30 protein-coding genes are annotated in these 25074 nt (G+C 68.7%); 16 read left to right on the top strand and 14 right to left on the bottom strand.

Features of this window, described 5'->3' with window-relative positions; genetic code table 11:
• Positions 1 to 2 precede the first annotated feature (2 nt).
• Positions 3 to 923 carry a site-specific integrase gene (locus AB0C16_RS30915; protein WP_357687985.1) on the bottom strand — a complete coding sequence of 307 codons (921 nt, stop codon included), beginning with the start codon at positions 921 to 923 and terminating at the stop codon, positions 3 to 5.
• A 33-nt stretch (positions 924 to 956) separates the two neighbouring features.
• A complete protein-coding gene (locus AB0C16_RS30910) occupies positions 957 to 1271 on the bottom strand; it encodes a hypothetical protein (protein WP_357687983.1) in 315 nt (104 codons plus the stop codon).
• Between the two features lie 19 nt (positions 1272 to 1290).
• On the opposite strand from AB0C16_RS30910, the gene AB0C16_RS30905 reads away from it, so the two are divergent.
• Positions 1291 to 1989, top strand: a complete 699-nt coding sequence (locus tag AB0C16_RS30905; protein WP_357687982.1) for an alpha/beta hydrolase — start codon at positions 1291 to 1293, stop codon at positions 1987 to 1989.
• Positions 1990 to 2028: 39 nt separating this feature from the next.
• A complete protein-coding gene (locus AB0C16_RS30900) occupies positions 2029 to 2289 on the top strand; it encodes a hypothetical protein (RefSeq protein WP_357687981.1) in 261 nt (86 codons plus the stop codon).
• Positions 2290 to 2438: 149 nt separating this feature from the next.
• On the opposite strand, the gene AB0C16_RS30895 is transcribed toward AB0C16_RS30900, so the two are convergent.
• From AB0C16_RS30895 to AB0C16_RS30885, 3 genes are all read right to left on the bottom strand, one after another.
• Complete coding sequence (locus tag AB0C16_RS30895; protein WP_357688096.1) at positions 2439 to 3518, bottom strand: DDE-type integrase/transposase/recombinase; 1080 nt, start codon at positions 3516 to 3518, stop codon at positions 2439 to 2441.
• A 128-nt stretch (positions 3519 to 3646) separates the two neighbouring features.
• The gene (locus AB0C16_RS30890) at positions 3647 to 4231 is read right to left on the bottom strand and encodes a recombinase family protein (RefSeq protein WP_357688094.1); all 585 of its coding nucleotides are present in this window, start codon (positions 4229 to 4231) and stop codon (positions 3647 to 3649) included.
• A 520-nt stretch (positions 4232 to 4751) separates the two neighbouring features.
• Positions 4752 to 5174 (bottom strand): MarR family transcriptional regulator, encoded by a 423-nt coding sequence (locus AB0C16_RS30885; RefSeq protein ID WP_357687980.1) that lies wholly within the window; start codon positions 5172 to 5174, stop codon positions 4752 to 4754.
• A gap of 87 nt (positions 5175 to 5261) precedes the next feature.
• On the opposite strand from AB0C16_RS30885, the gene AB0C16_RS30880 reads away from it, so the two are divergent.
• Both AB0C16_RS30880 and AB0C16_RS30875 read left to right on the top strand, forming a co-directional pair.
• Positions 5262 to 6260, top strand: a complete 999-nt coding sequence (locus AB0C16_RS30880; RefSeq protein ID WP_357687977.1) for an NADP-dependent oxidoreductase — start codon at positions 5262 to 5264, stop codon at positions 6258 to 6260.
• Between the two features lie 974 nt (positions 6261 to 7234).
• On the top strand, positions 7235 to 7798 hold the full coding sequence (locus tag AB0C16_RS30875) for a dihydrofolate reductase family protein (protein WP_357687975.1): 564 nt from the start codon (positions 7235 to 7237) through the stop codon (positions 7796 to 7798).
• A gap of 258 nt (positions 7799 to 8056) precedes the next feature.
• Here the strand turns inward: AB0C16_RS30875 and AB0C16_RS30870 are convergent, their stop codons facing one another.
• Positions 8057 to 9133 carry an RNA polymerase subunit sigma-70 gene (locus AB0C16_RS30870; RefSeq protein ID WP_357687973.1) on the bottom strand — a complete coding sequence of 359 codons (1077 nt, stop codon included), beginning with the start codon at positions 9131 to 9133 and terminating at the stop codon, positions 8057 to 8059.
• A 525-nt stretch (positions 9134 to 9658) separates the two neighbouring features.
• Here AB0C16_RS30870 and AB0C16_RS30865 point away from each other — a divergent pair.
• Positions 9659 to 10687: a site-specific integrase gene (locus AB0C16_RS30865; RefSeq protein WP_357687970.1), complete on the top strand. Its 1029-nt coding sequence runs from the start codon at positions 9659 to 9661 to the stop codon at positions 10685 to 10687.
• Between the two features lie 91 nt (positions 10688 to 10778).
• Here the strand turns inward: AB0C16_RS30865 and AB0C16_RS30860 are convergent, their stop codons facing one another.
• A complete protein-coding gene (locus AB0C16_RS30860; RefSeq protein WP_357687968.1) occupies positions 10779 to 11306 on the bottom strand; it encodes a hypothetical protein in 528 nt (175 codons plus the stop codon).
• 50 nt (positions 11307 to 11356) lie between these two features.
• On the opposite strand from AB0C16_RS30860, the gene AB0C16_RS30855 reads away from it, so the two are divergent.
• A complete protein-coding gene (locus AB0C16_RS30855; RefSeq protein WP_357687966.1) occupies positions 11357 to 11779 on the top strand; it encodes a hypothetical protein in 423 nt (140 codons plus the stop codon).
• 85 nt (positions 11780 to 11864) lie between these two features.
• The gene (locus tag AB0C16_RS30850) at positions 11865 to 12425 is read left to right on the top strand and encodes a recombinase family protein (protein WP_357687963.1); all 561 of its coding nucleotides are present in this window, start codon (positions 11865 to 11867) and stop codon (positions 12423 to 12425) included.
• 276 nt (positions 12426 to 12701) lie between these two features.
• Here the strand turns inward: AB0C16_RS30850 and AB0C16_RS30845 are convergent, their stop codons facing one another.
• Entirely contained in the window at positions 12702 to 13277 is a 576-nt protein-coding gene (locus AB0C16_RS30845) for a GNAT family N-acetyltransferase (protein WP_132519675.1), read from the bottom strand.
• Positions 13278 to 13478: 201 nt separating this feature from the next.
• On the opposite strand from AB0C16_RS30845, the gene AB0C16_RS30840 reads away from it, so the two are divergent.
• The 9 genes from AB0C16_RS30840 to AB0C16_RS30800 all read left to right on the top strand — a co-directional run bounded on the left by AB0C16_RS30840 (position 13479) and on the right by AB0C16_RS30800 (position 18661).
• Positions 13479 to 13988: a recombinase family protein gene (locus AB0C16_RS30840; RefSeq protein ID WP_357687960.1), complete on the top strand. Its 510-nt coding sequence runs from the start codon at positions 13479 to 13481 to the stop codon at positions 13986 to 13988.
• Positions 13985 to 14194 carry a helix-turn-helix domain-containing protein gene (locus AB0C16_RS30835; RefSeq protein WP_357687958.1) on the top strand — a complete coding sequence of 70 codons (210 nt, stop codon included), beginning with the start codon at positions 13985 to 13987 and terminating at the stop codon, positions 14192 to 14194. The genes AB0C16_RS30840 and AB0C16_RS30835 overlap by 4 nt, the downstream gene beginning before the upstream one ends.
• Positions 14195 to 14213: 19 nt before the next feature.
• Positions 14214 to 14522 carry a site-specific integrase gene (locus AB0C16_RS30830; protein ID WP_357688092.1) on the top strand — a complete coding sequence of 103 codons (309 nt, stop codon included), beginning with the start codon at positions 14214 to 14216 and terminating at the stop codon, positions 14520 to 14522.
• A 140-nt stretch (positions 14523 to 14662) separates the two neighbouring features.
• Entirely contained in the window at positions 14663 to 15190 is a 528-nt protein-coding gene (locus tag AB0C16_RS30825; protein ID WP_357687956.1) for a sigma-70 family RNA polymerase sigma factor, read from the top strand.
• Positions 15180 to 15923: a hypothetical protein gene (locus AB0C16_RS30820; RefSeq protein WP_357687953.1), complete on the top strand. Its 744-nt coding sequence runs from the start codon at positions 15180 to 15182 to the stop codon at positions 15921 to 15923. Before AB0C16_RS30825 ends, AB0C16_RS30820 begins: the two co-directional genes overlap by 11 nt.
• A 2-nt stretch (positions 15924 to 15925) precedes the next feature.
• A complete protein-coding gene (locus tag AB0C16_RS30815) occupies positions 15926 to 16615 on the top strand; it encodes a hypothetical protein (RefSeq protein ID WP_357687950.1) in 690 nt (229 codons plus the stop codon).
• Entirely contained in the window at positions 16612 to 17394 is a 783-nt protein-coding gene (locus AB0C16_RS30810) for a hypothetical protein (RefSeq protein ID WP_357687947.1), read from the top strand. The genes AB0C16_RS30815 and AB0C16_RS30810 overlap by 4 nt, the downstream gene beginning before the upstream one ends.
• A gap of 1 nt (position 17395) precedes the next feature.
• A complete protein-coding gene (locus AB0C16_RS30805) occupies positions 17396 to 18265 on the top strand; it encodes an ABC transporter ATP-binding protein (protein ID WP_357687945.1) in 870 nt (289 codons plus the stop codon).
• Between the two features lie 90 nt (positions 18266 to 18355).
• Positions 18356 to 18661: a recombinase family protein gene (locus AB0C16_RS30800; protein WP_357687942.1), complete on the top strand. Its 306-nt coding sequence runs from the start codon at positions 18356 to 18358 to the stop codon at positions 18659 to 18661.
• 64 nt (positions 18662 to 18725) lie between these two features.
• Here the strand turns inward: AB0C16_RS30800 and AB0C16_RS30795 are convergent, their stop codons facing one another.
• The 6 genes from AB0C16_RS30795 to AB0C16_RS30770 form a co-directional block, all read right to left on the bottom strand.
• Complete coding sequence (locus AB0C16_RS30795) at positions 18726 to 19901, bottom strand: TniQ family protein (RefSeq protein ID WP_357687940.1); 1176 nt, start codon at positions 19899 to 19901, stop codon at positions 18726 to 18728.
• 9 nt (positions 19902 to 19910) lie between these two features.
• The gene (locus AB0C16_RS30790) at positions 19911 to 20942 is read right to left on the bottom strand and encodes a TniB family NTP-binding protein (RefSeq protein ID WP_357687938.1); all 1032 of its coding nucleotides are present in this window, start codon (positions 20940 to 20942) and stop codon (positions 19911 to 19913) included.
• Positions 20936 to 23026, bottom strand: coding sequence for a Mu transposase C-terminal domain-containing protein (locus AB0C16_RS30785; protein WP_357687936.1), 2091 nt, complete (start codon positions 23024 to 23026; stop codon positions 20936 to 20938). Before AB0C16_RS30785 ends, AB0C16_RS30790 begins: the two co-directional genes overlap by 7 nt.
• Positions 23023 to 23787, bottom strand: coding sequence for a TnsA-like heteromeric transposase endonuclease subunit (locus AB0C16_RS30780; RefSeq protein ID WP_357687934.1), 765 nt, complete (start codon positions 23785 to 23787; stop codon positions 23023 to 23025). The genes AB0C16_RS30785 and AB0C16_RS30780 overlap by 4 nt, the downstream gene beginning before the upstream one ends.
• A complete protein-coding gene (locus AB0C16_RS30775) occupies positions 23784 to 24152 on the bottom strand; it encodes a hypothetical protein (protein WP_357687932.1) in 369 nt (122 codons plus the stop codon). Before AB0C16_RS30775 ends, AB0C16_RS30780 begins: the two co-directional genes overlap by 4 nt.
• A gap of 243 nt (positions 24153 to 24395) precedes the next feature.
• The coding region (locus AB0C16_RS30770) for a hypothetical protein (RefSeq protein WP_357687929.1) at positions 24396 to 25074 on the bottom strand (679 nt) is incomplete at its 5' end.

Here is a 25074-nt window from a genome sequence, read left to right as displayed (position 1 = left end):
GATCAGTGGGTACGGCGGCGGGGTGCCAGAACCTCGGTGACCTTGGCGATGGCTTCAGCACCGGGTTTGACGTAGCGCATGGCGGTTCGGGGGTTCTTGTGGCGGGTCTTGCCCATGATGAGCTGCAGCGGGACTTCGGCGTCGCCGAGGTGGGTGGCGGCGCTGTGGCGTAGCTGGTGGAGGTCGAGCCCGGCGTACTTTTCGAGGAGGACACGGGCGCGGTCGTAGCCCAAGCGGGCGCGGCCGGTGTGCGGGCAGATGTCGCCGGCGGCCGGGCGACGGGCCGGGACCGGGCGCCGTTCGGACAGGAACAGCGGGCCACGGGTGCGAGACGTGCCGTCCGGGAGCCGGAGTAGGCGGGGCAGGAGATGGGCGGTGCCGGTGTCCCAGTACACCCACTCGGTGGCGCCGCCCTTGGACCGGACGGGGGCGCGCCGGTGCTCCAGGTCGAGGTCCTCCACGTTCAGCGCCAGGATCTCGGCGGCCCGGGCGGCGGTCTCGTAGAGCATCCGCCACAGCGTTTTCTCCCGCAGCGGGATGTCGCGGCGCGACAGCAGCCGGTGGATCGTGGTCTTGGCCACGGCGCGGGTTTCGTCGGTGGTTTCCCTGCGGCGTTCGGCGTCGGCCGGGACCGACGGAGCGGCCCAGTGCTTCTTGGCCTGGCACCAGGCGAGCCAGGAGGCGACGGCGGCGCGGTTGCGGTTCCAGGTCGCCGGCGCGCTCGCTCCCCACAGGTCGGCGAGCGCGGTGCCGATCTCAGCATCGGCGACCTCGGCGAGCGGCCGGCCACGGCCGAGCAGCGCGATGACGCGGTCGATGGCCGAGGCGTAGGCGCGGTGGGTGTTGGGGTTGGCCGTGCGCGGGGTGGCCAGGAAGGCGTCGGCGGCCGCGGCGAGGGGTTCTCCTGTTCGCCGGGCCGCCATGATCGCTCATGTACGTGATAATTAAAACTGTTATCACGTACATGGGCCAGGACGATCTGGGCCCGATTCGGAGTCGGTGGGTGGCTGTTCGACCGGGAAAAAGATCGGGCTGAGCAGGTGCTGTGTGCGGTCCGGCCTTGGCTGGTTGGTCAACAGGGGCAGGATCACGCGACGGAACTCGCTGATCATCTCTTCCAACTCGCCGCGGGTGAGCCAGACGGCGTGCTGCCGGTAGCCGATGAGGTCCGCCACCGGGTCGACATCCTCGCGGTCGAGGTAGGCGTTGAATTCAGTGACCAGGACGGCCATCGAGGTGGCGAAGGCGCGCCGGTGGTCGTCGGGCGTCACTCACACCCACGCCGGCCAGGTGGCGGCAATCCCGGACTTCACCATGAGCGACGAGTACGTCCCGCACGCCGTCGCGGCCATCCACCTGCTCCAGCGCCACCCTGCCGTCGATGCCGCGCGGGTGCATGTCGCAGGCCACAGCATGGGCGGCAAGGTGGCCCCGAGAGTCGCCGCCGCCGAGCCGTCTGTGGCCGGGCTGGTGCTGTTGGCTGGTGACACCCAGCCCATGCACCAGGCCGCCGTCCGCGTCGTCCGCTACCTCGCCTCGCTCGATCCTGGCGCGCAGGCCGCGGTCGAGACGATCACGCGGCAGGCCGCACTTGTCGACAGCCCACACCTGTCGGCCGAGACACCCGCCGCGGAGCTGCCGTTCGGCTACTCCGGGGCGTACTGGCTCGACCTGCGCGGCTACGACCCGGTCGCGACCGCAGCCGCGCTGGACAAGCCGATGCTCATCCTGCAGGGCGGCCGCGACTACCAGGTGACCGTCGCCGACGACCTCGCGGGCTGGCAGGCAGGCCTCGCCCACCGTACGGACGTCACCATCCGCGTCTACGACGCCGACGACCACCTGTTCTTCCCCGGCTCAGGCCCGTCCACGCCCGCGGACTACGACAAGCCCCAGCACGTCGACGCAGCCGTGGTCACCGACATCGCCGACTGGCTGGCACCGCGCCAACCGGCGATCGCCCGGCTCCTCTCCAGCTTCAAACGCTGACCACCCCGACTCGACACCCCTTGCAGGAAAGGCACAGCAGTGATCGACGAAACCGCCGCGAGCACCTCCTCCACCCCCGCAGAACAACAGCTGGACTGGCTGCTGGACGCGTCACTACGGAGTCCGCTGCCGGACGGCGAGATCCGTCAGCACCTGGCCCCGGCCCTGCTGGAGGCGAGCGGCGAACCTGACGGATTCAACTCCGCACTGGCCGCAGTGGGCCCGCTCACTCTCCGCGAAACCCTCACGACGCAACCGGACCAGGTCCAGGCAGCCGTACACGGCCTGGGGTCCCCGTAGTACTCGCCGAAAATCGGGCGGATATGGCTGGGCAGGCTTCTGTGCTGGGAATCTGTGGGCCTGGCGGGAGGTCTTTCTTGGCGACGCAAGTGTTCGCGGACGAGGAGCTGGAGCGCCTGCGGGGGTTCCCGGAGATTGGCAGGGACGAGCTAGCGAGGTTCTTCACCCTGACTCCGGCGGATGTCGTCGCCGGCGGCAAGCAGGCCCGCAGCCCCGAACGCGCCGGCCTCCCACCGCTGCTGGGGTGGCGTCTTGGTCTCAGAGTGCGGTCGCAGGTTGTAGACCTCGCGGATGAACCGGCCGATCGCGGCGTCGAGCTCGGCGAGGGTCAGGGTGGCCTGGGCGGCGCGGTCCTTGCTGCCCTTGGGGGCGTAGCCGGGCAGGTGGGCCAGGCACATCTGGTTCATGGTCTCCATGAATCGTTCGATCTTGCCGTGGCCGTGCGGCTGGCCCTTCTTGCTGAACATGGGCCGCACGCGCAGGTCGGCCATCACCTGTTCCAGGTGAGAGGAGGTGAAGTCCGGGCCGTGGTCGAGGTGGAACACCTCGGGGATGCCGCACACGTGCCAGGCCGGCTCGGTCTTGCGCCAGATCGCGTGCCGGAAGGCCAGCGCTGTGGACAGCGCCGAGGGCGCTTCCAGGTTGACCGCGTACCCGGCGATTGCGCGGGAGTGGTCGTCTTCGATGGCGGTCAGCCACGGCCGGGCCGGTTGGCCCTTGGGGTCCACGACCCACAGGTCCAGCTCGGTGTGGTCGGCCTGCCAGATCTGGTTCGGCTTGGGTGCCTCCCTGCGATGCACCAGCTCATACACCTCCCGGTAGCGTTTAGTGCCCTCCAGCCCCAGCGCGACGAGCGCCGGGTCGAGGTTGCGGACGATTTCGTGCACGGTGGAGTAGCCGGGAACCGGCCACCCCTGTGCGGTGGCGACGCTGGCGGCCTGCCGGTGGATCACCGCGATACTTCTGCGGGGCGGCCGCAGCGCCAGGCCCTCGATCAGCAGCCGCAACGGCTCGGGCATCTTCGCCCGGCCGCGGTCCGAGCGCGGCCGGCGCACCAGCCCGGCCAGGCCACCGGCCTGGTAGGCGGCACGCCACCGGCGCAGCGTCCGCTCGGGGACCCCGCAGGACGCGGCGACCTGGGCCAGCGGGACATCCTCTTCGAGGTGGGGCCGCAGCAGCCGCCAGCGCTGGATCGCCTCCAAGCGTTGAGCCTCGCTGAAGCCCGTCAGCGGGGCGGGTCCCCGTCCTGTGCGGCTGCTTCCATCAACCGTCCCTCCCTGACCGCCATGACCTCACTGCGCTGGCCCGTCCGGAGTGTTCCCGCTCCGCTCACGAAACTCGCCGACAGTTAGCAGAGTCATGCGCGGTCGCCGGCAGGGGCAGCGACCGGCTGGGCACGCAGGTAGCTGTACACGGTCTCCCGGCTGATCCCGAACTGCCTGGCCAGCGCGGATTTGGGTTCGCCGGCGGCGGCACGCTCGCACAGCTGGCGGGCCTGCTCGGAGGTGAGGGCGGGCCTGCGGCCGGTGTAGGCGCCGCGCTGCTTGGCAGCAGCAATGCCCTCGCGCTGGCGTTCCAGGATGAGCGCGCGTTCGAACTCGGCGAACGCGCCCATGACCGACAACAGGAGCGTCGCCATCGGCGAATCCTCACCGGTGAAGACGAGGCATTCCTTGACAAACTCGATCCGGACGCCCTCGCCGGTGAGGGTCCGCACGATGCGCCGCAGATCGTCCAGGTTGCGCGCGAGCCGGTCCATCGAGTGCACGATCACCGTGTCACCGGCACGGACGAACGCCAGCAGTTCCTCCAGCTTCGGCCGGGCGGTGTCCTTGCCCGACGCCTTGTCGGTGAAAGCCCGCTCGATCTCGATCCCGTCCAGTTGCCGGACGGTGTTCTGATCAACGCTGGAGACCCTGATGTAGCCGACGCGCACCGCCATGACCCCTTCCACGCCTCGGAATGTCAGGTTGAAATCTAAGAGCCGAGCAGACGGGCGTCAAGAAACTCGGGAATCGACCCTATCTTGACGTCGTTCGCCTGTTCTCCCGGGTGTGGTGTTGGGGTAGACCCCTGCCGGACAGGCCACGAGCGAGGGAGCGCACAGGTGAGTGAGAATGACCCACTCGGCTCCGCGTCACCAGGGGCAAGACAACTGTGTGTGGCAGTCCAGTGTCTCGATATCAGGCTCCCCGCTATGGGCCCCCTGGCTCCCCGGCCCGCGTCTCGGCGGCCTCCGCCTGCATGACGGGCGGCCCGCTCCGCGGCCAGGTCCTCGCGAAGCCGCGCGGCCTCCGCCGCATGCTGCTCCACGACCTAGGACAGAAACGCCGCCCATGCTCATCGTCGCAGAACATGCCACCGTCGAGCCCTGCAGTGACCGCGAACAACCAGAGACTGCTGCAGCCCACACCCATGAAGCCGTTGGATCCACCTTGGTTGGGTGGGGCTGCGGGTGCGTGTCAGCCCAGTGCTTTTCGCAGCAGCGCCGTCAACTGGTCCTGTTCGTCGGGTGAGAGTCGTCCGACCGCCGTGCGGGCGAAGGTGAAAGCTGTTGCGAACCGGTGGTTGATCTCGTCTCCTCGGGGGGTTCGCGCGACGAGTCGTGCGCGGCGGTCCCGGGGATTCGGTTCGCGGGTCACGAGGCCGAGCGCTTCGAGGCGCGCGACGATCTGGGTGATGTTGGAGGCATCGCAGCCAAGCTCCTCGGCCAAGGCGCCCATGCCGCGTCGCTCATCGAGTCGCCCCAGCACACATGCCTGCGCCGAGCTGAGCGACAGCTCGGCCGCAGCCGCCTCGTAGGCGCGGTCGTATATGTCGACCAGGTCGAACAAGACAGCTTCGGCCTCGGACGAGGTGGCTACGGGTCCGTTCGGCAGCGCCATGGCTCCCAGCTTAGAGCAGTTACTTGATTCGCTCAAATAGCTGTGGTCCAATGATCCTTGATTCACTCAAGCAAACAAGGAGAGCCGATGGACAGCAGAGTGGAGCGCACAGCGCCCGGCGCGATCGTGGCGCCGCAGATGAACGCGGTCGTCCTTGACCGGTTCGGCGGAGTCGACGAACTCTCGTTGCGCCGGATACCGCTCCCGGAGGTCGGCGACGACGACGTCCTCATCCGGGTGGAGTTCGCAGGGGTCGGGTCCTGGGACGCGATCGAGCGGGAGGGGGACTACGACGGCGCTTTCGGCGTCGCGACGACCTTCCCCTATGTCCTCGGCTGGGACGCGGCGGGCACGGTGGCCGCAGTCGGACGCAACGTCACCCGGTTCGACGTGGGCGAGCGTGTCTACGCTGCGACGATGCCGGTGCCGCGTGGCGGCTTCTACGCCGAGTACGGCGTCGTTGAGGCGGAGTTCGTGGCGCGCGTGCCCGACCGGGTGCCGACCGAACAGGCCGGCGCGATGGCTTGGGATGCCCTGACTGCACTGAGCGGTCTCGATCTGCTCGGCCTGCGGCCGGACGAGACGCTCATGGTCTTCGGGGCCAGCGGGGGTGTCGGGCACCTGGCCGTGCAGCTGGCGCGGCATAGCGGCATCAGAGTGTTGGCCGTGGCCTCTGGTGACGACGGTGTCGCCCTGGCCCGGCGGCTGGGCGCCGACGATGCTATCGACGGTCGCAAAGTTGATGTGTTGGCTGGGGCATTGGAGTTCGCGCCAGGCGGGCTCGATGCGGCTCTGGTCACCGTGGGAGGCGAGATTGCCGAACGGTCTCTTCGCGCGATCAAGAACTCGGGACGGATCGCCTGGCCGAACGGTGTCCTGCCGGTGCCTGTAACGTCGCCGGGCGCGACGGTGTCCTACTACGACGGGGATCGAAGCCGCATCGGCACCGATCGGCTGAACGCGATCATCGAGGCGAGCTCCTTCGAGGTCCACGTCGCCCGAACCTTTCCGATGGAGCGAGTCGACGATGCGCATCGCGCTCTAAACGATCACTATCTCGGGAAGCTGGCGCTCAGGGTCGGATAGGGAAGCAACAAGCGGCCCGAGGCTCCGGCTGTCAACGGGCCGCTCAGACTTCCTGACGCGCGCTGGTAGCGGTCGAGGGTCCGGCGTTTCAGTTCGGGGCGCCAGGCATAGCCGGCCGAGAATCCCGCTAATCGATGAGCGGTTGATCAGCGGTGGTTCGTCGCGGACGGTCCACGCCTAGTGTGACCGCGGCCCCTGTTCCGTGGAGTCGTTTGTTCACGAGTGTGACCGCGCGAAGTGTCTTATGGCGACGTGCTGGATGCGCTTCGTAATGAGCGAGCGTCCCCATGCCTCCTTCGAAGATCGATCTGTACGCGGCGATCCGCAGGGATGCCCGTGCGGGGATGTTGGGCCGTGCGATCGATTAAGAAGTACCGAGTTGGCCGACGGACGATCATCACGGCCATGGCGTCTGCGTGGCCCGAGCCACGGAAGCAGTTGCCACCCGGATACGTTTCCGCGGCATCCCCGCTCATGGGCAACCGTCGGCGCGGCCAGATAGCGCCGGACCTTCTCGGCCACTAACCGCCGGAACTTACAGACAGCGGTTCCCCACGCGCGGAAAGTCAGTCACCGCAAGGGCTTTGAGCCGGTACTTCGCGTCCGAGGGGCTCTCGACGTACACACACGTGCCCTCAGGGGGCCCTTCAGTAGTAGGTGCCGAAAAAACAGCGCTTAGCTGCGTCGGCGCTGGGAAAGGTAGGTACTCGCGGATCTTGCCGGGCACGTGCGGCCGTGGAAGGCCTTCCCGTCCGGGCAGACGGCAGCAGCGGTCAGGGAGAGCTGGCCATGGGTGCGCCGCTGCCCGTACGAGGGTGAAGTCGAGACCCGGTGGGTAGTGTTCGAGCCCAGCCGAGTACGCCGTGCCGAGTCCGGAACGCGGGGACTACCTGCGGACGCAGATCGCGCACCGATTAGGTTTCCGCGCCGTGCCCGTCTGTACGTGTGAGATCGACTCACAGGAGGATGGCACGATGCGGAAACTGATCTTCGGTATGAACCTGAGCCTGGACGGCTACATCGCCGCGCCCGGCGACGACCTCGGCTGGAGCGTACCGAGCGACGAGCTGTTCCAGTGGTGGTCCGACCGGGTGGGGGCGACCGGCCTGGCGCTGTACGGGCGCAAACTGTGGGAGACGATGAGCTCCCACTGGCCGACCGCTGACCAGCAGCCTGGCGCCACGCCGGCGGAGATCGAGTTCGCCCGCCGCTGGCGGGACATGCCGAAGGTGGTGTTCTCCTCGACGACCAGCACGGTCGACTGGAACACCCGCCTGGTCACCGGCGATGCGGTCACCGAGATCACCCGGCTCAAGGCCGAAGACGGCGGCCCCATGGACATCTGCGGCGCCACACTTGCCGCAGCGGCCATGCGGGCCGGGCTGATCGACGAGTACGTGCTGGTCACCGCACCGGCCTTGCTGGGCGGCGGCACGCCGTTCTTCACGGCCCTGGACAGCTGGGTGAACCTGAACCTGGTGGAGACGCGGACGTTTCCCGGCGGCGTGGTGCTGACCCGATACGAGACGAGGCGATGAGCACGGGCCAGATTCTCGGCTCGTGAGACCAGGTCCAAATCCTTCCTGGCGTGCTCACCGTGACCCTCGGCTATGAGGGAACCTTCCCCGGGCCCTTCCTTGCGTTCCGAGTGAGCTGTTGACCGACTTGCTGGAGATGAGGGACGACAGCGTCGTTGATCGTGACGATGTTCTTCGGGCATGAAGATGCCCCGCCGGCAACGCCGGCGGGGCGGTGGGGTTCGCGTTGCCGCGTGGGTGTTCAGCTGGTCGGGGTGCTCATTCCGCGGTGACTTCGGTGACGGCGGCCCGTGCGCTGGACTCGTCGACGATGGGGCCTTTGTCTGATGACAGTGTCGGGGGCAGGCCCAGCCATGGCTTGTCGGTGGCGTCGAACCCGGTGAGCTCGGCGATCTTCCCGTCGACGATGTGCAGGACCGCGATGGTAAATAGCCGGTACTCCGGGTCGTCGGGGGTGCGGAGGTACAGCACGGCGGCAGGCATGCGGTTGACCGTCGTGGTGATACAGCGCCAGTCGTCGTAGCCGCGCTGGAAGAGCCCACCGGAGACCCAGCCGTCCACCGCGTCCTTGGCCGTGATGACCGAGGTTCCCGGTTCGGGCAGCATCGCGAAGCGCAGGTCGTCGCGCAGCAGGGACATCAGCCCGTCGAGGTCGTTGCGCTCATGGGCGTCGATATACGACTTCACCACGCCGCGCTCGTCATTCGACAGCTCGTGGGTGGCGGGGCTCCGCCAGTCGAGGCGGCGGTCGGGCAGCTGCTCGCGCATCGTCACACGGGCCCGCTGCAGTGCGCTGGTCACCGATGCGACGGTCAGTTCGAGGGCGTCGGCGGCTTTCGACGCCGGCCAGCCGAGGACGTCGCGCAGGATGAATGCCGCCCGCTGCCGCGGCGGCAGGTGCTGGACGGCGACGATGAACGCCAGCTCGATCGTTTCCCGCGCCACCACCGATTCCTGCGGGTCCTCGGGGAGCATCCGGTCGGGGTAGGGCTGCAGGTACAGCACCTCGGAGCCGGGGTCCGGCAGCTCGGACGGTACGGGTGTGCGGTCGTTGCGCTTCTCCAGGAAGTCGAGGCAGGCATTCGTCGCGATCCGGTACAGCCAGGTCCGCAGGGTCGCGTGGCCCTTGAACGACTCCCGCTTGTTCCACGCTCGCAGGAACGTCTCCTGCGTCAGGTCCTGGGCGTCCTCGTAGTTCGCGAGCATCCGGTAGCAGTGCACCTGCAGCTCACGCCGGTGGCGCTCCGTGATGAGTGCGAACCGCGCCGTGTCGCCTGAGCGGACCGCCGCGAGGAACGTGGCCTCGTCGGCGCCCAGCGGTCTGGTGTCGGTCATGGTCATCAATCCTTCCACCGGTGCGAGGGCTAACAGAACTGACGACGTGGCGGAGGATTTCTGATCGGTGAAGCCGCTGACACCGGGCCGTTCGCCAGGCCGGATGGGTCGGGGTCGATCCAGGGAACGTGCTCCGGGTCGGGCACACCCTCGATGCCGAGGTGGGGCCAGCACGGCTAAGCGTTGTTTCTCGGTGCCTGCTACTTAGGGGCCGCATCGGCGCGCCTCCGACCGCGATGCCAAACCAGACGCCGCCTCGGCGAGGTCAGTCACCCGCGCGGCCTCGCCGAGGTCGGACAGGACGCCTAACCGACGGTTCAGACCGGCGGTGGCCGGTCACAGCGTCGCGCTGAGCTTGGAGTTGCTTCATGTCGGTGGCATCCGACCGGCGGAGAACAAAGCTCTTCGCCAGCGCGATGAGGCTGGGGCCGGTGAGGAGCGCTGCCAGCCACAGCTGTCCGTTGACGCCGACGACAACTGCGCCGGTGAGCATGCCGATCGCGATGGCGACGGAGCCGCAGGTCCGTGCCCCGGCACCTCACCGCCGTGCCCGACCGTGACAACGCGGAGACGCCGGGAGGGGTGCCGACCGCCGAGGCGCTCGCCTCGTTCCTGCGCCACCTCGCTGCCCGACGCGGCCGGTCCGGCCGAATCACCTCGCCGGAGACCGTGCGCGCCTACACCTCGGCCCTGCCGACCGCGTTCACCGGGATCGTGCACCTCGGCGAGCTCGCCAGCGTCGGCCGAGACCGGCTGCACACCAACATCCGCGGCGCGTGGGGCGGCGCGGCGCCGTCGACGTTCAACGCCAAGCGGGCTGCCGTCGCCTCCGCCCTGGCCTACTTCCACGACCAAGGCTGGATCGGCGACCCGGCCGCGGTACTGCACGGCCTGGACCGAGAGCACCAGCCCAGGCCGGACGACACCCGCGTCCGCAGTCGCGAGCGGATCGACCGGCTCATCGCCGACAAACGCCGCCCGCTGGAAGATCGGACGCTGTGGGCGATGCTCTACTCCACCGCCGCCCGCGCCGAGGAAGTCCTGCGCCTGAACGTCGAAGACCTCGACCGCGCCAACCGCCGCGCACGCACCATCCGCAAAGGCGGCAAAGCCGACGAGCTGCTCTACGACATCCGCACCGCCCGGATGCTCGGCCAGCTCCTCGGCCGCCGCACCCGCGGGCCGATCTTCCTGTCCGCGCGCATCGCCCCTGACGACGGCACCGCGCCCGTACGTGACGTCGACCCGGCCAGCCGCCGCCGACGCATGACCTACCGCACCGCCGAACGCCACCTCGGCGCCGCCACCGACGGCTGGAATCTGCACGACCTGCGCCATTCCCGACTCACCCACGCCGGCGAGGACGGCGCCACCGAAGCCGACCTGATGAACCTCTCCGGCCACGAAGACCGCCGCACCCTCCAGCGCTACCTCAAGCCCAGCAAAGAAGGCACCCACCGTCGCCTCGACGGGCTCGACGCCCAGCGAGGGACCTGGACACCCAACGCCGACGAACTCACCGCCCGCATGACCAGCAACCGCGACAGCACCTGAACCCGATCTTTGCTGGTCAGCCATATCCGCCCGATTTTCGGCGAAGACCAAGTCTTCAACGCCGGCTGACAGGACTACCGCCTCATCACCGTCAATGGCCGGAGTCTAGGCGCGCGCCGTCCCACCTCCCGATGTCGCGTGCCCAGCGGAGCAGACGGTAGGTCTTACGTCGAGAGCGCCACCCGCGATCGGGCAGCGTCTCCATCACCTTGGTGGCGATGTCCGCCGCGTCGAGTCCCGGGTGCACGAGCGCGCAGGCGACCGCATCATGGGCGTAATAGTGAGGGCCTTTCTTGTACGCCGCCTCGGCCTCCGTCATGACCGCCTCGGCGGGGTAGTCGCCCGCCTTCGCAAGCGCCAGCCGGGCGAGCTTCGTCGGCGTGCTCGGAAACAGACCGTGTTCGACACGATCCCCCGGGCTCCCGAGGGCGATCTCTCGCAGCGGCGATAGCCATTCCGGCTCGACATCGGGGATCGGCGCGAGCGGCGGGAACCAATCACTGAGATATTCCGTCAGCGCCAGGGCGGTCGCATCACCGTTCCACGCCGCCAGCACGGCAGGCCGAAGCACCGGCCCGGCCGGCCCGGCCCTCAGACCGGCCAGCAGGCGGGAGCTCACCGAGGCCTGCGCCAGGGCGGGTGCCACCACCGCCGGGTCGGCCGTCCAAGGTGCGCAAGCATTCACAAGCGGTCCTCCACACGATCTGGGAGGCCGTCGGGACTCCGGCCAGGGCCGGCCTCAACGTCTGGCGCCCCTTCGAGGCCCTCGACAGGGACCGGCAGGAGGCGATGCTCCAGGCCGCCGCGGTCGCCATGCGGCAAACCGAGACAGGAGCGATCACCGCACGGGGCACGCTCGGCCCGCTGCTGACCTCCATGCCGTACCAGCCCGTCGGCTCCGGAGCCCCCGCCCGGCCGACCGTTCCACGACCTCCACCAGCACCACGGCACTCCCCAGCCGACTTTGACGCAGCGCTCAAGGACGTCTTCGAAGCCGCGAAGACCGACCAGACCACCGCGCGCTGGATCCTGCAGTGCCTCACCTGGCGGCTCCGGAGCACCGCGGCCTTCGAACGCGAAGCGAGGCCCTGATCACCACGTGCGGCATACCGGCAGAGTTCCTCCCGGAGGCCCACGAATGGGATTTCAGCCGACCTGGCCCCTTCGGGAGGGCGGCATGGAACTCGGCTACGCCCGCGTCTCCACCACCAGGCAGTCCCTCGAACACCAGCTCGACGCCCTGGCCGCCGCCGGGATCGGCGACGAACGGATCTACGTCGACAAGAAGACCGGCACCACCGTCGACCGCGACGGCCTGAAGGCCCTGCTGGCCTACGCCCGGCCCGGCGACACCATCGTCGTGCACACCCTCGACCGACTCGGCCGCAACCTGCGCGAGGTCCTCAACCTCGTCCACGACCTGGCCGAGAAGAACATCGGCGTCCGGTCGCTGGCCGACCCACTCCCGATCAACACCACCGACGAGGGCATGGGCCGCATCGCCTTCCTGCTGCTGGCCCTGTTCGCCGAGATGGAGCGCACCTTCACCGCCGAACGCGCCGCCCACGCCCGCACCGTCGCCGAAGCCTCCGGCCGCCAGATCGGCCGCCCTGTCGCCCACCCCGAAGACAAGATCGAGTACGCCCGGCTCCTCAAGGCCCAAGGCGACTCCCTCGGCGTCATCGCCGCCAAGACCGGCATCCCCAAGACCTCCCTGCACCGCTACCTCAGCGATTGACAAGCCGCGGCCGGTCGCGGAATCGAGCGTTTCTGAGACGGCCCGCCGGCGCCCGCAGATTGTCAGTGCCCGCGCATAGCGTTGGCTCACCCCCCGGACGCCAACGACGACGGGCGGGCCGGATGTCCTTCACCGCGCTTCACCCCAGGCACTGAGCCGTGCCGGCGCGGTGGCGTCCTTAGGTTCCAGCCGCAGCGCCGGCAGGAGAGCGGCCACGTGTATGAGTGACAGCGTGATCTTCGTCCCGGCGAGGGCTCCCAAGCGTCTCCGCCGTAATCACTCGTGAGCGGGCCATTCCTCGGCCAGGAGCGCGTATGAGAGACCGTCGAGCCATCCCTTGGTGCGGTGGAGTGAGTCTCTCACCGTGTGCTGTTCGCGGCGCATCCCGACCCGCTCCATCAGCCGCCACGAGGATTCGTTGTCGTAGAAGCAGTCCGCGTGCAGGCGGCGCAGGCCAAGACTCTTGAAGGAGATGTCGATGAGGGCGCGTACCGCTTCGGTGGCGTAGCCCTTGCCGCCGTAGGAGGGATCGAGCGTCCACCCGAGCTCTCCTTGGACGCTTTCCGCCTGGTCAGCGACCTCTTCCTGGGCCCAACCGTCCTGGACCTTCAGTGTCAGGTCGCCGATCACCCGGCCGTCCAGTTCGACGATGAGCAGGTCTACGAGCCGCTCCTCGCGGAGGAAACGCTCACGGTAGTCGTCGTAGGTCTCTGTGGCGGCCGCGACCCATTCGTGAGTCTCCGGCAGCTGCCGGAAGGCCCAGGTCGCGTCCAGGTCGTCGGGGGCAGCCCGGCGCAACAGCAGCCGCTCGGTGGAAATCGGCCAGTCCAGCGTGTCAAGAGGGTGACGCATGGGCCCTCATACTGACAGCGGGCTGTGGTGATACACAAACGGATTCCTGCGGACGACGTCTCCGACAACGACGCGGCGATCGCCCTACAGGAACCGACACTGCACGCATCTGCCGACCCCGAAAACCTGTCGGAAAAACGTGTTGAGAAGTCGGAGTGTCCAACAACTCCAACCCAGCCCTTTTACTTACACTTCTCGGGGGTGAGCAACCTCCCGGAAGATCCGCTCGGCGCACCCGACCTTCGCCAGGTCGCCGAAGACCTCCTGTCCGCCGAACCGGCAGACCTGACCGGGGCCCTCGTCGGGTACGAGCGGGTGTCGACCAAAGATCAGCTTCTGGACCGGCAGATCCTCGCGCTCGAAGCAGCGGGCTGTAGCCGGATCTTCGCTGACAAGAAGTCCGGCAAGGACGTCGAACACGAGGAGCTGTGGAAGGCCCTGAACTACATGCGGACCGGCGACACCCTCGTCGTCCCGAGCCTCGACCGGCTCGGCCGCTCCCTCCAAGACCTGATCGCGATCGTCGCCGGCCTCCGCAAGCGCGGCATCGGGTTCCGGTCCCTGAAGGAAACCCTCGACACCACCACGCCCGGCGGACGCCTCGTCTTCCACGTGTTCGCCGCCCTGGCCGAGTTCATCCGCGAACTCATCATCGAGGGCACCAACGAGGGCCTGGCCGCTGCCAACGCCTCGGCCGCCCCCCAGCGATGACACCCGAACAGGTCCGGCACGCCCGCGCCCTGCTCACCCAGCCCGACGCCACCATCGCCTCAATCGCGCGACTGCTGGGCGTCAGCCGCTCCACGATCTACAAGTACCTACCCGAACTCAAGACCGGCGGCGACCACCAGACCATCGACGTCCCCACCGTCCGAGCCGAACTCCAAGCACCCTCCACCCGCCACCCCGCCACTTGACCCGCGACTCAAGCCCAACATTCACCCTGCCCAACACAAGATCAATCTCAGCGATAACTACTGTTCCTGGGTTCCTCAGCCCGAACGCGCCGAGTACCTGTTCAAGCAGGCCACCAAAAGCATCGACCCGACCGGTGCCGGCTTCACCCTCCACCAGCTGCGCCACTCCCGCCTTACCCACCTGGGCGAGGACGGCTGGTCAGCGTCCATGCTCATGGCCCTGTCCGGCCACCGGAACCTGCGCACTCTCGGCGTCTATATCCAGCCCAGTACCGAAGCCGTCGCCGCTGCGCTGGCTGAGCACGACCCCGGCCGCCGTCGCCACTGACCGGCGACTACCTCGAAGGCAGAGTGTCCGATGCCCCGACCAACACAGGGTCGCCGCCTCGGCATACTTCTTGCTGGAGTGCGCCGGTGGGTGCCGCCCGGAGTGAACCTGAAAGGGCTGGCGATGCTACTCACCTGCCGATGAAGAGGACCGATGCGGACGCGTGCGTCCTGGCCAGGGTGGCCGACGGCGACACGGCCGCGCTGGCCGAGCTGTACGAGCGATACGCCGAGCCGCTGTTCGCCTTCCTGTTCCGGCTGGCCGGGGACAGAGGGACGGCCGAGGAGATCCTGCAGGACACGATGCTGGCCGTGTGGCGGTCGGCGGGGACGTTCCAGCGCCGGTCGAGCGCGAGCACGTGGCTGTTCGGGGTAGCGCGCAGGCAGGCGCACAACCGGTTGCGGCTGGCGGCGCCCCCGGCGGCCGCGGAGCTGTACGAGCAGGCCGACGCGCTGCCGGGGCCGGAGGAACTGGCGGTCGGCGGCGACTGGCTGGACGCGGTGCTGGCTGGGTTGCCGCCGACGCAGCGGGAGGTGGCCGTGCTCCATTTCGTGGTGGATCTGGCGCATCAGGACATCGCCGAGGTGCTACGGATCCCTGTCGGCACGGTGAAGAGCCGACTGCACCTGGCCCGGACGAAACTCAGGGAGAGCCTGAATGGACAGTGAGGCAGAGCGGGGCGCGCCGCCAGCGGAGCGGATAATTCCAGCGGTGCTGGCCGCATCGGCGCTGGAGGGCGGGCTCGGTGACGTGCGGGCGCACGCCGTGTCGGCGCCGCGGCGGGCGTGGCAGCTACTGGTGATGGAGGCGCGGCTGTTGCACCCCGGGGTGTGGGCGGCGTCATTCCTCGTCATGGCCGTGTGCGCGGGGTTCGCCGCGATCCGGGTGGCGGTGCCGGAGGTGGTGCTCGGGCTGAGCGTGCCGCTGGTGGCCGGGACGGGCGTGGCGGGGCTCTACGGGCCGGAACGGGATCGGGCGTTCGAGGTGGTGGCCGTCACGCCGACGTCGCCGCGGGTGGTGCTGCTCGCGCGGGTGACGCTGGTGTTCGGGTACGACCTGGCGCTGGCGCTGCTGGTCTCCGGGGTGCTGGCGGTGGCCGGAGGGTCTCCCGGGGGCGTGACCAGGCTGGTCACGGCCTGGCTGGGGCCGATGGCGCTGCTGGCGGCGGTGGCCTTGCTGCTGTCGGTGTGCTGGCGTCCGGGCGGGGCGATCGGGGTGGCGCTGGCGGCGTGGTGCGTGCCAGCGCTAGCGGAGATGACCGACGTGCCGGTTCCCGAAGGCTATCGGGTGCTCTGGCAGAGCGGGCCGTGGACGATCGCGCTAGCTGTGGCGCTGGCGGGGACGGCCGTAGCGCTCGCGGGCCGGGTTGAACCCCTGCGGCGGGCCGCCGCTACTCACTGATCGTGAAACCTGTCGATCTCTGGCGGCACGAGGCCCGGCGGGCGGGGTTGCCCGCCCTGCTGGGGCCTCCCGTGCTGGCCGTTCTCATGCTGCTCCTCGCCACTTTCGGCGCCCGGCTCGGCTCGCGCGAGGAGAACACCCGCTGGATGCTGATGGGCGCGCTGGAGATGGGCGTGCCGCTGCTGGCAGGAGTGGTCGCGGCCACGCTGCCCAGCCGCGATCCGGTGGCCGAGCTGCGTCTGGCCATCCCGCACGGCTATCGCCCCGCGCTGCTGCGCCGCCTGGCCGTGACGCTAGGCTGCACGGCCGCGTGCGCGGTGGCGGTGTCCGCCGCGCTAATGGCGAGCGGCTGGTGGACGTTCGCGTACGGCGGTGCGGCCGGGCAATTGGTGTGGCTGGCGCCCGCGCTGTGGCTGGCGGCGCTTGGGTTCTTCGCGGCGGCGGCGCTGCGCAGCACCGCGGCGGCCACGTCGCTGGTGGCGTTCGTGTGGACCGGGGAGCAACTCTTCGGCGGCGCGTTGGCGGACAACCCGGCCTACCGGCTCCTGCACCTATTCGCGACCACGTCATGGGGGAGCGACGGCTGGCCGATCAACCGCCTGTTCCTGCTGGCCACCGCCGTCCTCCTGGCCATCGGGGGCTGGCTGCTGCTCGGAAACACCGAGCGCGTGCTGCGAGGAGAGCCCGAATGATCGCCAGCCTGCGTTACGAGTTCGCGATGCAGGTCCGCCGCCCGTCGCTGTGGATCGTCTACGGCCTGGTCCTGGCCGTGATGGTCGCCGTGCTGGATTACTGGTCGCTGGACCTGGATGTGTACGAGGTGTCGGTGCCCAAGGAGGCGATGGGCGTCGCGGCGCAGATCATCGTCACCTTGCTGCCCATCGTGTACGGCTGCATGCTGGCCGACCGGCCGTCGCGCGACCGGGTGCTGCGCGTGGACGGGATCCTGGACACCACCCCGTCGGGCCGCACCGCCCGGCTCATCGGGAAATACGCGGGCGTGTGCGCGGCCACGGCCGTGCCCTTGGCAATCACGTACTTCGGGCGGGCGCTGCTGTACGTGCTCGTCGAGGGGCAGCCGTCAGCACTCGGCTGGGCGGCGGTGACCTTCCTGGCCTCGATCCTGCCGGGACTGGTGTTCGTCGGCGCGCTGGCGTTCGCGGGGCCGCTGCTGCTGCCGCCAATGGTATTCCGCGTGCTGTTCGTGGCGTACTGGTTCTGGGGGAACCTCATTCCGGCGAACCTGATGCCGACCTTGTCCCACACGGTCTTCTCAGCGACCGGCGAGTACGTCAGGTACGGCTTGCTGACCCCGATCTCGCCCGAGTACGGGCGCGATTCGGCCGTACTCGATTTCCTGCGCCCCGACCACACCCCCGCCACCGCGTGGCTGTGGATCGGCGTGATGATCGCGCTCGCCGTGGTCGTGCTGTCCCTGGTCCGTCTCCACGCCTCCCGAAGCGAGTCCTGACATGCGTATCGACGTCTCCGGCCTGACCAAGACCTACAAGGGTGGTGCCCGCGCCCTGGACGGCCTGAGCCTGGTGGTGCCGACCGGCATGTACGGGCTGCTCGGCGCCAACGGTGCGGGCAAGACCACCTTCATGCGGATCCTGGCCGGGCTGCTGCGGCCAACCTCCGGCCGCGTCATGATCGGCGGCCACGACCTGGCCGCGGCGGAAGGCCGGCTGGCGGTGCAGCGAACTCTCGGCTACCTACCGCAGGACCTGGGGGTGTATCCGGATCTGAGCGCCCGCCGGTTCCTGGACTACATCGCGCTGCTCAAAGGGCTGCACTCCCGATCGGCGCGGCGGCGCAGGATCGGGGAGTTGCTGGAGGTGGTGGCGCTGTCGGACGTGGCCGATCGCAAGCTGAAAGGCTTCTCCGGCGGCATGCTGCGGCGGGTCGGGATCGCGCAGGCGCTGCTCGCCGATCCGCGGCTCCTGATCGTGGACGAGCCGACGACGGGGCTGGACCCGGAGGAGCGCATCCGGTTCCGTACCCTGCTGTCGCAGCTGGCCGGGGACCGTACGGTGCTGCTGAGCACGCACATCGTGGATGACGTGGCGCAGACGTGCCGGTCACTGGCCGTGCTGGCCCACGGGCGGCTGGCGTTCCAGGGAACGGTGGGCGAGCTGGTGTCGCAGGCGCACCACCGGGTGTGGACGGTGACGACACCCGGCGCGGCGCCGGCGACGGGACGGGTGGTGTCGGCGCTGCCGGACGGGGCCGGGATGCGGTACCGGGTGGTGTCGGCTGCGCCGCCGGGCCCGTGGGCCCGGCCGGCCGAGCCCACGCTGGAGGACGGCTACCTGGTGCTCATGGACGGCCGAGTTCCTTGAGCGAGCCGCTGGGCCGGACGCAGTCCTCCTGAGGCGGGACCCACCGCCCCAGGAGGACTGCGGGTTTCGGCAGGACACGCCGCGAGCCCCGTGCGGGGACGCGCGCTCGTTTCGCTGCCAGAGGGCGTCAGGAGGCGCCCGGCCAGCCAGCGCGACCGGCTCCAAGCCGCAGGATACGAACGCATCTACCTCGACAAGATCAGCGGCACGCTCGCCAGCCGCCCCGAGTTCGACAAGGCCCTCGACGCGCTGCGCGCCGGCGACGTCTTGGTCGTCACCAAGCTGGATCGGCTAGGCCGCTCAGTGAAGATGCTCAAGGACGTCGCTGAGCGCATCCAAGCCGCCGACGCTGGACTGCGGGCTCTGGACCAGAATGACGAATGTCCTGTGCCATGAAGTTGTCCTTGAAGATGAGGCCTGAGCTGGGCTGAGGAATCTTGAGTGGCAAGCCAGCCTCGCGTCAGAGCTGCCGCTGGCGGGGAGACCGGGAGGGTTTCGCCAATGAATCTTGCTCGATCCCGTGCGGGTGGCTCGGGGTGAGCATCGTTGCGGCGAGCGCGATGGCGTCGGGGTATTTCGCTGCATCGATGTAGGCGTCGTGATCGGTGGCGATGCCGAGTCGGTGGTTGGCGGTCTGCAGGATGAGGAGCCGATGCCTCCAGTGAAACGGGACGCCTGCTGGTGAGGACGGCCAGGGCGGGATCATCTTGGCCACGACCAGATGGGCCGACATCAGCTGCTGGGGTGTGCAGTGGCGTAGCAGCCGGTTGGCCCGGCGCTGAGCTGTGATGATCTCTGGGCAGGCGGCCAGGTCGAGGTGGGGCTGATCGGCGTCGCTGAGCCAGATGCCGTGACGGGTGCAGATCTTCTGGTGGGCGGGCAGGTGGACGGGGACGGGTTGGTGAACGCCGCGGCGGGCGGTGCATCGGTGGCAGGCGGTGGTAGCCCGGACAGGGCTATGTGTGTCAACGGCGCCGAAGGCGGGCAGTGCGCGGGCGAGGCTGGCGGAAGTAGTCGTGGCGAGGTGGGCGAGCGCGTGCAGGGCCTTGGCGGTTGCAGGGATGAGCATGTGGTGCTGGGCGCGGTCATCCCGATTGTTGATCTTCGTGGAGAACCACGAGGGCAGGACTGCGAGTACCTCGGTGAGGGTGAGGTGGTTGGCGTGGGCAAGCCGGGTCAGATAGGAGGTGAGTGCCTCCCCGGTGATCGGAGCCACCGGTCGTGGCAGCACCGGCGCGTGCTGGTGCGTGTGGACGGACGGATGGGACATCCCCGGCAGGTCTTGCGGGAGGTCCTCTTGCGGGCGAGATGGCCCGTGGCTGGACAGTGACGGCAGGCGACGGGACAGCTCACGGTAGAAGGTCGCGCGACTTCCCTGGAAGCCGAGCTCGGTCACCTCGTTGAACAAGGTGCTGGGCCGCAGGTGCGGGTCCTCGGCGAGCCGCTGGCGGCAGTAGTCGGCGAGCGGGTCGGTGAGCAGGCTCGGCCGCGGGGCGCGGAGGCCGGGTGTCGTGCGTCCGTTCAGGTAGTCGCGGATGGTCTGCGGGCTGTGGCCGAGCTGGTCGGCGATGGCGCGCACCGACCACCCTGCCTGGCCCAGGGTGAGGATCTTCTCGGCTCGATCCTGGGGCAGCATGGGCATTGATCACGTAGTCGGCGGGAGCGGGGATTGGGAGGTGATGTCAGCGTCGACGGCGTCCAGGGCCTTCTTGGTGATCTTCTCGGTTCCGTCCAGGACGGCGTTGATGGCGGCGCTGCGGATCAGCCAGAGCAGGCTTCCGATCATTCCGTGGGTGCGCTGGTGCAGGTAGCGGTCGAGTTTGGTGAGGGTGCCCGGCCGGTGCCGGTGCAGCCGGAGGCTGTCCTCCAGAGCGGCGATCAGCGCGGTCCACTGCCCGTCCTGGCCGAACGGGCCGGTGCGGACCATGCCGAACCGACCGGCGATCTGCTCCCCGCGGGTGCCGGACAGCAGCCCGGTGCGTTCCAGGCTGATCCCGGCATAGACGAAGGTGGCGGGGATGCGTTCGGAGAAATATTTCAGGGTGTCGGAGGCTTCGGCGCCGGCGCGGGTGGCGGTGTTGAGGTTGTGGAGTTCGTCGACCGCGACCAGGGTGACGTGGGCGTCCAGAGTCACGCCGCAGACCGCATCGGCGATGTCGGTGATGTTGCCCCGGCGTGAGATCGGCAGGTCGAAGAACCGAGCGAACTCCATCGCGATCATTTTCGGGGTGGCCGCAGGCGGGACGGTGATGTAGGCGACCGGGATGTCGCTGGTCGAGCGTGGGTGGCGGCGCCGGTGGATCACCTCGATGGTCTTGCCGAGCTGGGTGAGGGCGGTGGTCTTCCCGGTCCGGGCGGGACCGGACACCATCAGGCCGCACCGGCCGTAATGGGCGTTCTTGTTCAACTGGATCAGGCGGCGGCCGGAGGTGATGACCTGGCGGATCGTGGGGGTCTGGACCACCAGCAGCCGGGAGTGGTGATCGATGCGGTCGTCGTCGTAGCAGGCGCGTTTGTCGGCTTCCAGACCCGACCAGATCGCATCGGGCAGCAGGTCCGGCACTGCCGGAATCTCGGTGACGAGGCCGCGCCAGCCTGCCAGTGTGGTCAGCTGCAGGTGCCCGTACTCACCAGCGGGATCTTCGCCTTGTCCAGGGCGAACGAGGCGGTTCACCATCGCTTGTCCGCTTCGGTGAACGGATCGAAGATCGGCATCGGTATCACCGTGGCGATGCTCTCCTCGGGGCCGTCGGCCTGGTCCGGTCCGCCGTCGATGCTGCCGCCGGCCGATGGAGGCTCAGGAGCGATGCGGGCGGCAGGCGAGCCGGCCTTGGTGCGGGCGGCGACGCGGCGGTCTCTGCGGCTGAGTTTGGCCGGGCCGTCCCTGCTGCTGTCGTCGGCGGGCCCGCGGTGGGCCCGTTTCAACAGATCAGCGACGGCATCAGCGAGTTCTTCCTCGCTCGCCCCGGGCAGAGCACGGCGAGTGTGGTCCCAGGCCAGTTCGCCGAACGGGGCGGCGACGCGGTGCAGGTGTTTCCAGAACAGGGTGATCCAGCCGCCCCGCCAGCGGTCACGGACCCAGATGCGGGACACGTCGTAGGGGTCGTAGTGGATCTCCCACAGATCCTTGCGGTCCTTGACCCCTGAGCGCTGGTGCCGCAACGGGTTGAGGGCCTTGTCGTCGTAGGTCCGGTGCTTGATCTTCACGCCGTAGGCGTTGATCGCCCGCCAGGTCCCGGGAAGCAGCTCGACGTAGTCGTTGGCCGACAACGCGACCGGGACATAGCCGGCCGTCTCGACCAAAGCGGCGTACTTCTCGTTCGGGGTGAACATCCGTCCCGGGTGAGCCGGATCCCGAAGCCCGTCGTGAGGGCGGTTCTGCCAGGCCGCCACGATCCACTCGTCTAAGAGCTCCTGCAGCTCCAGCAGGGACCAGAGCGGCCGCTGCTCGACGTGGCGGCCGCGGCGTTCGGCGTTGAAGCCGGTGTAACCGGCGGCGAACTGGGCGAACAGCGAACCCACCGAGCCCAGCATCCGTTCGATGTGGCCCTTCTCCCAGCCTGATCCGTCGTGGACGGGCTGGAAGTTGATGCCCAGGAAGTTGCAGGAGGCCCGGAAGTTGCGGGAGATGAACACCTTGCCCTGGTCGACCACGATGGTCTCGGGAATGATGATCGGGCGGGCGGCAGCGTGTTCCAGGCGCGCGTCGATGTTCAGCAGCCGCTGGAACGGCAGCGCCGAACGCGACATCGTCAGCGCCTGAGCCCAGCCCGGCCGCATCGGCTCGGGAGTGACGGTGCGGGCCAGCAGCACGCTGGCGTCCACCGACTTGGTCGTGGGCCGCAGAACCGCCGCGGTCACGGTCCTGGTCGCGACATCGATCATGCCGGTCAGATCGACCCGGCCGACCACGCCGTCGTCCAAGCGCACCAGCACGTCCAGCGGGGTGGAGTCGATCTGCATGACCTCGCCCGGCGCCCACGCGTCCGCCTCGCCGAACGGCCCGTCCGGGCGGCCGGCCAGTGAACGGCGGGTTCGAGCCGAGCCGGTCGTATGCTTGCCCGCCGACAGCTTCTCCAGCAGCCGGTAGAGGCTGCGCTGCGACGGCAGCTCCACCACGCCCGGGCCGTGAGCGGCTTCCAGGATCTGGCCGGTCCGCCAGAACAGGTAGGTGGCCGTCCGTGAGGACTCCTGCTCCGCCTCGGCGATCGCCTGCCGCATCGCCTCCACCACCAGCGGATCTGCCCGCCCGTGTGGAGTGACGGGCTTGCCGACCCGGTGGTCGACCATCCCGACCACGCCGCGCGCCTCATAACGGCGGCGTCGTTTGGCAATTGCGCTCGCCGTCACCGGCTTGCCGGCCGCGGTCAGCTCCGCGGCCTTGGCCTGCTCACGGCGGGTCAGCGACACCGACGCCGGGTCGTACTCCGGTTTCGGCCTGGTCCCCGGCGGAGCCTGCGGCGGAAGTCCGCGCAGCACCTCAACGATGTGCCGTTCCCACCACAACGCCTCTGCCGCCGCCGTCTCTGGCAGACCGTCCAGCGGCGTCGAGGGCGGAACCGGCGGCCGTGACGACGCGCCGACCACCTCGAAATTCTCCGGCAACTCGGTCAGGCCGATGTCGGTGACCAGGCCGCCGGTGTCGGCCAGGCGTACCACCGTGCCTGACACCGCGATCACCGTGTGCAGCGTCCCTGCCAGCCGTACTCGATCACCGATCGACACCCCGGCAGGCCGCTGCGGCGGACGCCTCGCGCTCACCGGGAACCGCCCTTCGCGTCAGCGGTTCGCACCGACGTGGCCAGGCCTAGACGCGCCCGCGCCAGATCGGCCAGCAGCTCCTGTCGCCACATCAGATGAAACAACGCAGGCAGCACCGCCAGCCGATCTCCGACCTCCTCGGCCCCCGCCATCAGCGGCGCCGAAGCCGCGAACACCTCCCGCAGCCGATGCGCGATATCGGCCCGGCCAGCGCATCGCGGATGCCGGTAACGCGCCAGCCAGCGGACATTCCCGCGTAAGGTTGGGTCGATCTCGCCCACCCGCCGAAACTCCCAACCCAGCAGGGCACACGCCTGCGCGGTCACCGCGAACGCCTCAGCGTCCTTCGGCTCGATCCGGTCGTCGGCGCGCACGTCGACGACCACGCCGGTCCCGTCCGCCCGCCGCGCGAAGTAGTCCGGTGTGTGCCGCAGTCGGCTCCGTTCGCTCTCCCAGTGCAGCCAGAACGGCTGTGACGCGATGCCAACGATCTCGCGGTCGAAGTCGAGCGCCTGGACATGGTCGCGTTCCAGCCAAGACTCATAACCCACGTGGCGCCCGGTCGTCGCAGCCCACCACCAGCCCGGAAAATGCCCAAGCCCTCGCGACCAGCGGAACGCTCGCACCGGCGCTGTCTCCTCGAACGCCACGTCCCAGCACTGCTCCAACGGAACAACCCGCTCCTGGCTCTTGGCATCGAGGAAGCCGAGCGCCAACCGCCCGGTGGCCGGTTGGCCCGCCAACGCGCTTGCAGCGGTCACCTGGTCAACTCGCCCAGCAGCTCCTCGCCAACGAGAAGTGGTGCGAGAAGGTCGCGGACGTAGGCATTCCGCTCGGCAGGGGATGCATTCGCCCACCAATCGCCCAGCCGGGCCAGATGCCGCCGCACCTTCTCCACCTTCTCCGGGTGCCCGGCCGCATCACGCCATTCCTGCCAGTCCCTGGCATGGGCCGGTTCCGCTGCTGCCAGCGCGTCCGCCAGCTTGTGCTGGACCGACGCGATGAACGGACTCCCGAAGTACACATCCTCAGGACCGTCGAACTTCCGGTTGAACAGCATCTTGTGCACAGCCCGGACCTCGTCGATCGAGTCCAGGCACACCACTGGCCTCTCGCCACCGGCCACGAACTCACATCCCTGCTCGAGTGATCATGTATCGAGCAAACCGTAGTGGCAGCAGCCCGAGTTTGAGCAAGATTCACTGGCAAAGAGGAAGATTAACTGTCACAGGACATGTGGGGACTTTTACATGGCCACGGACAACACCCAACGTGTCCTGTCTCGTTGAACTTGAGGCATGAGACCTTCTTGAGCTGCGGTGCCTCAGAATGGATGAGATAAATCGATGAAGTCGTGTCTCATTGATCATTAGGCAGATCTATGGATGTCTCGGTCGCGAGAAGGTGCCCTAACCCCCTCCGCAGCTCTGGCGGTCGCGGTGGCGTGCTCGTCGGCGGTCATGCCGCGGTCAGGGAAGCGCTGGTTGAGGTCGTACTGATCGTCAGCCCACTGCTGGTAGTCCCGCCGGACGGTGAGCTCGTCGGAGTCGGTGATGCGGGCGATGTCGGCCCAGGTGACCCCAGCCAGCAGCGCATGGTGGACGTTGGAGGGGTGGCGCACAGTGCGCGCGATGCTCTCCGCTAGTGCCAGCAATTCGATGTGTTCCGCCACGGTGAGCGGGGGCCGGTCATCGGCTCCATGCCGGGTGGGGTCATAGACCCCTTGGGCCACCAGCTCAATCCGGGCGCGAGCCGATGCGTTCTTGGCGGCTAGCTCGTTGTAGCGCTCCAGTTGCTGACTGACGGGCATGTCGTAGCGGGCGTCGTGCCAGGTCGTGCTCTGCTCAGGCATGGTCATGACAACTTCTCCAGGGCGGTCGGGTGTTGGCTTCAAGGGGGTCCCAGTACTACATCGGTAGATCTTTAAGTCGTTCGCCAGCGTGACTGCGGGTGTATCGGTGATGGTCTGCAAGTGACCTTGTGCCTCACCTACGATCTCGTCGTGTCCTGGGATGCCGAACTCGCGACGGTGACCTCGCGGATCGCTG

The organism is Nonomuraea sp. NPDC048916 (genome assembly GCF_040649575.1).
Taxonomy (GTDB): Bacteria; Actinomycetota; Actinomycetes; order Streptosporangiales; family Streptosporangiaceae; genus Nonomuraea.
The sequence above is the reverse complement of the archived record's forward strand: the minus strand, read 5'-3'. Positions and strand labels throughout refer to the sequence as shown.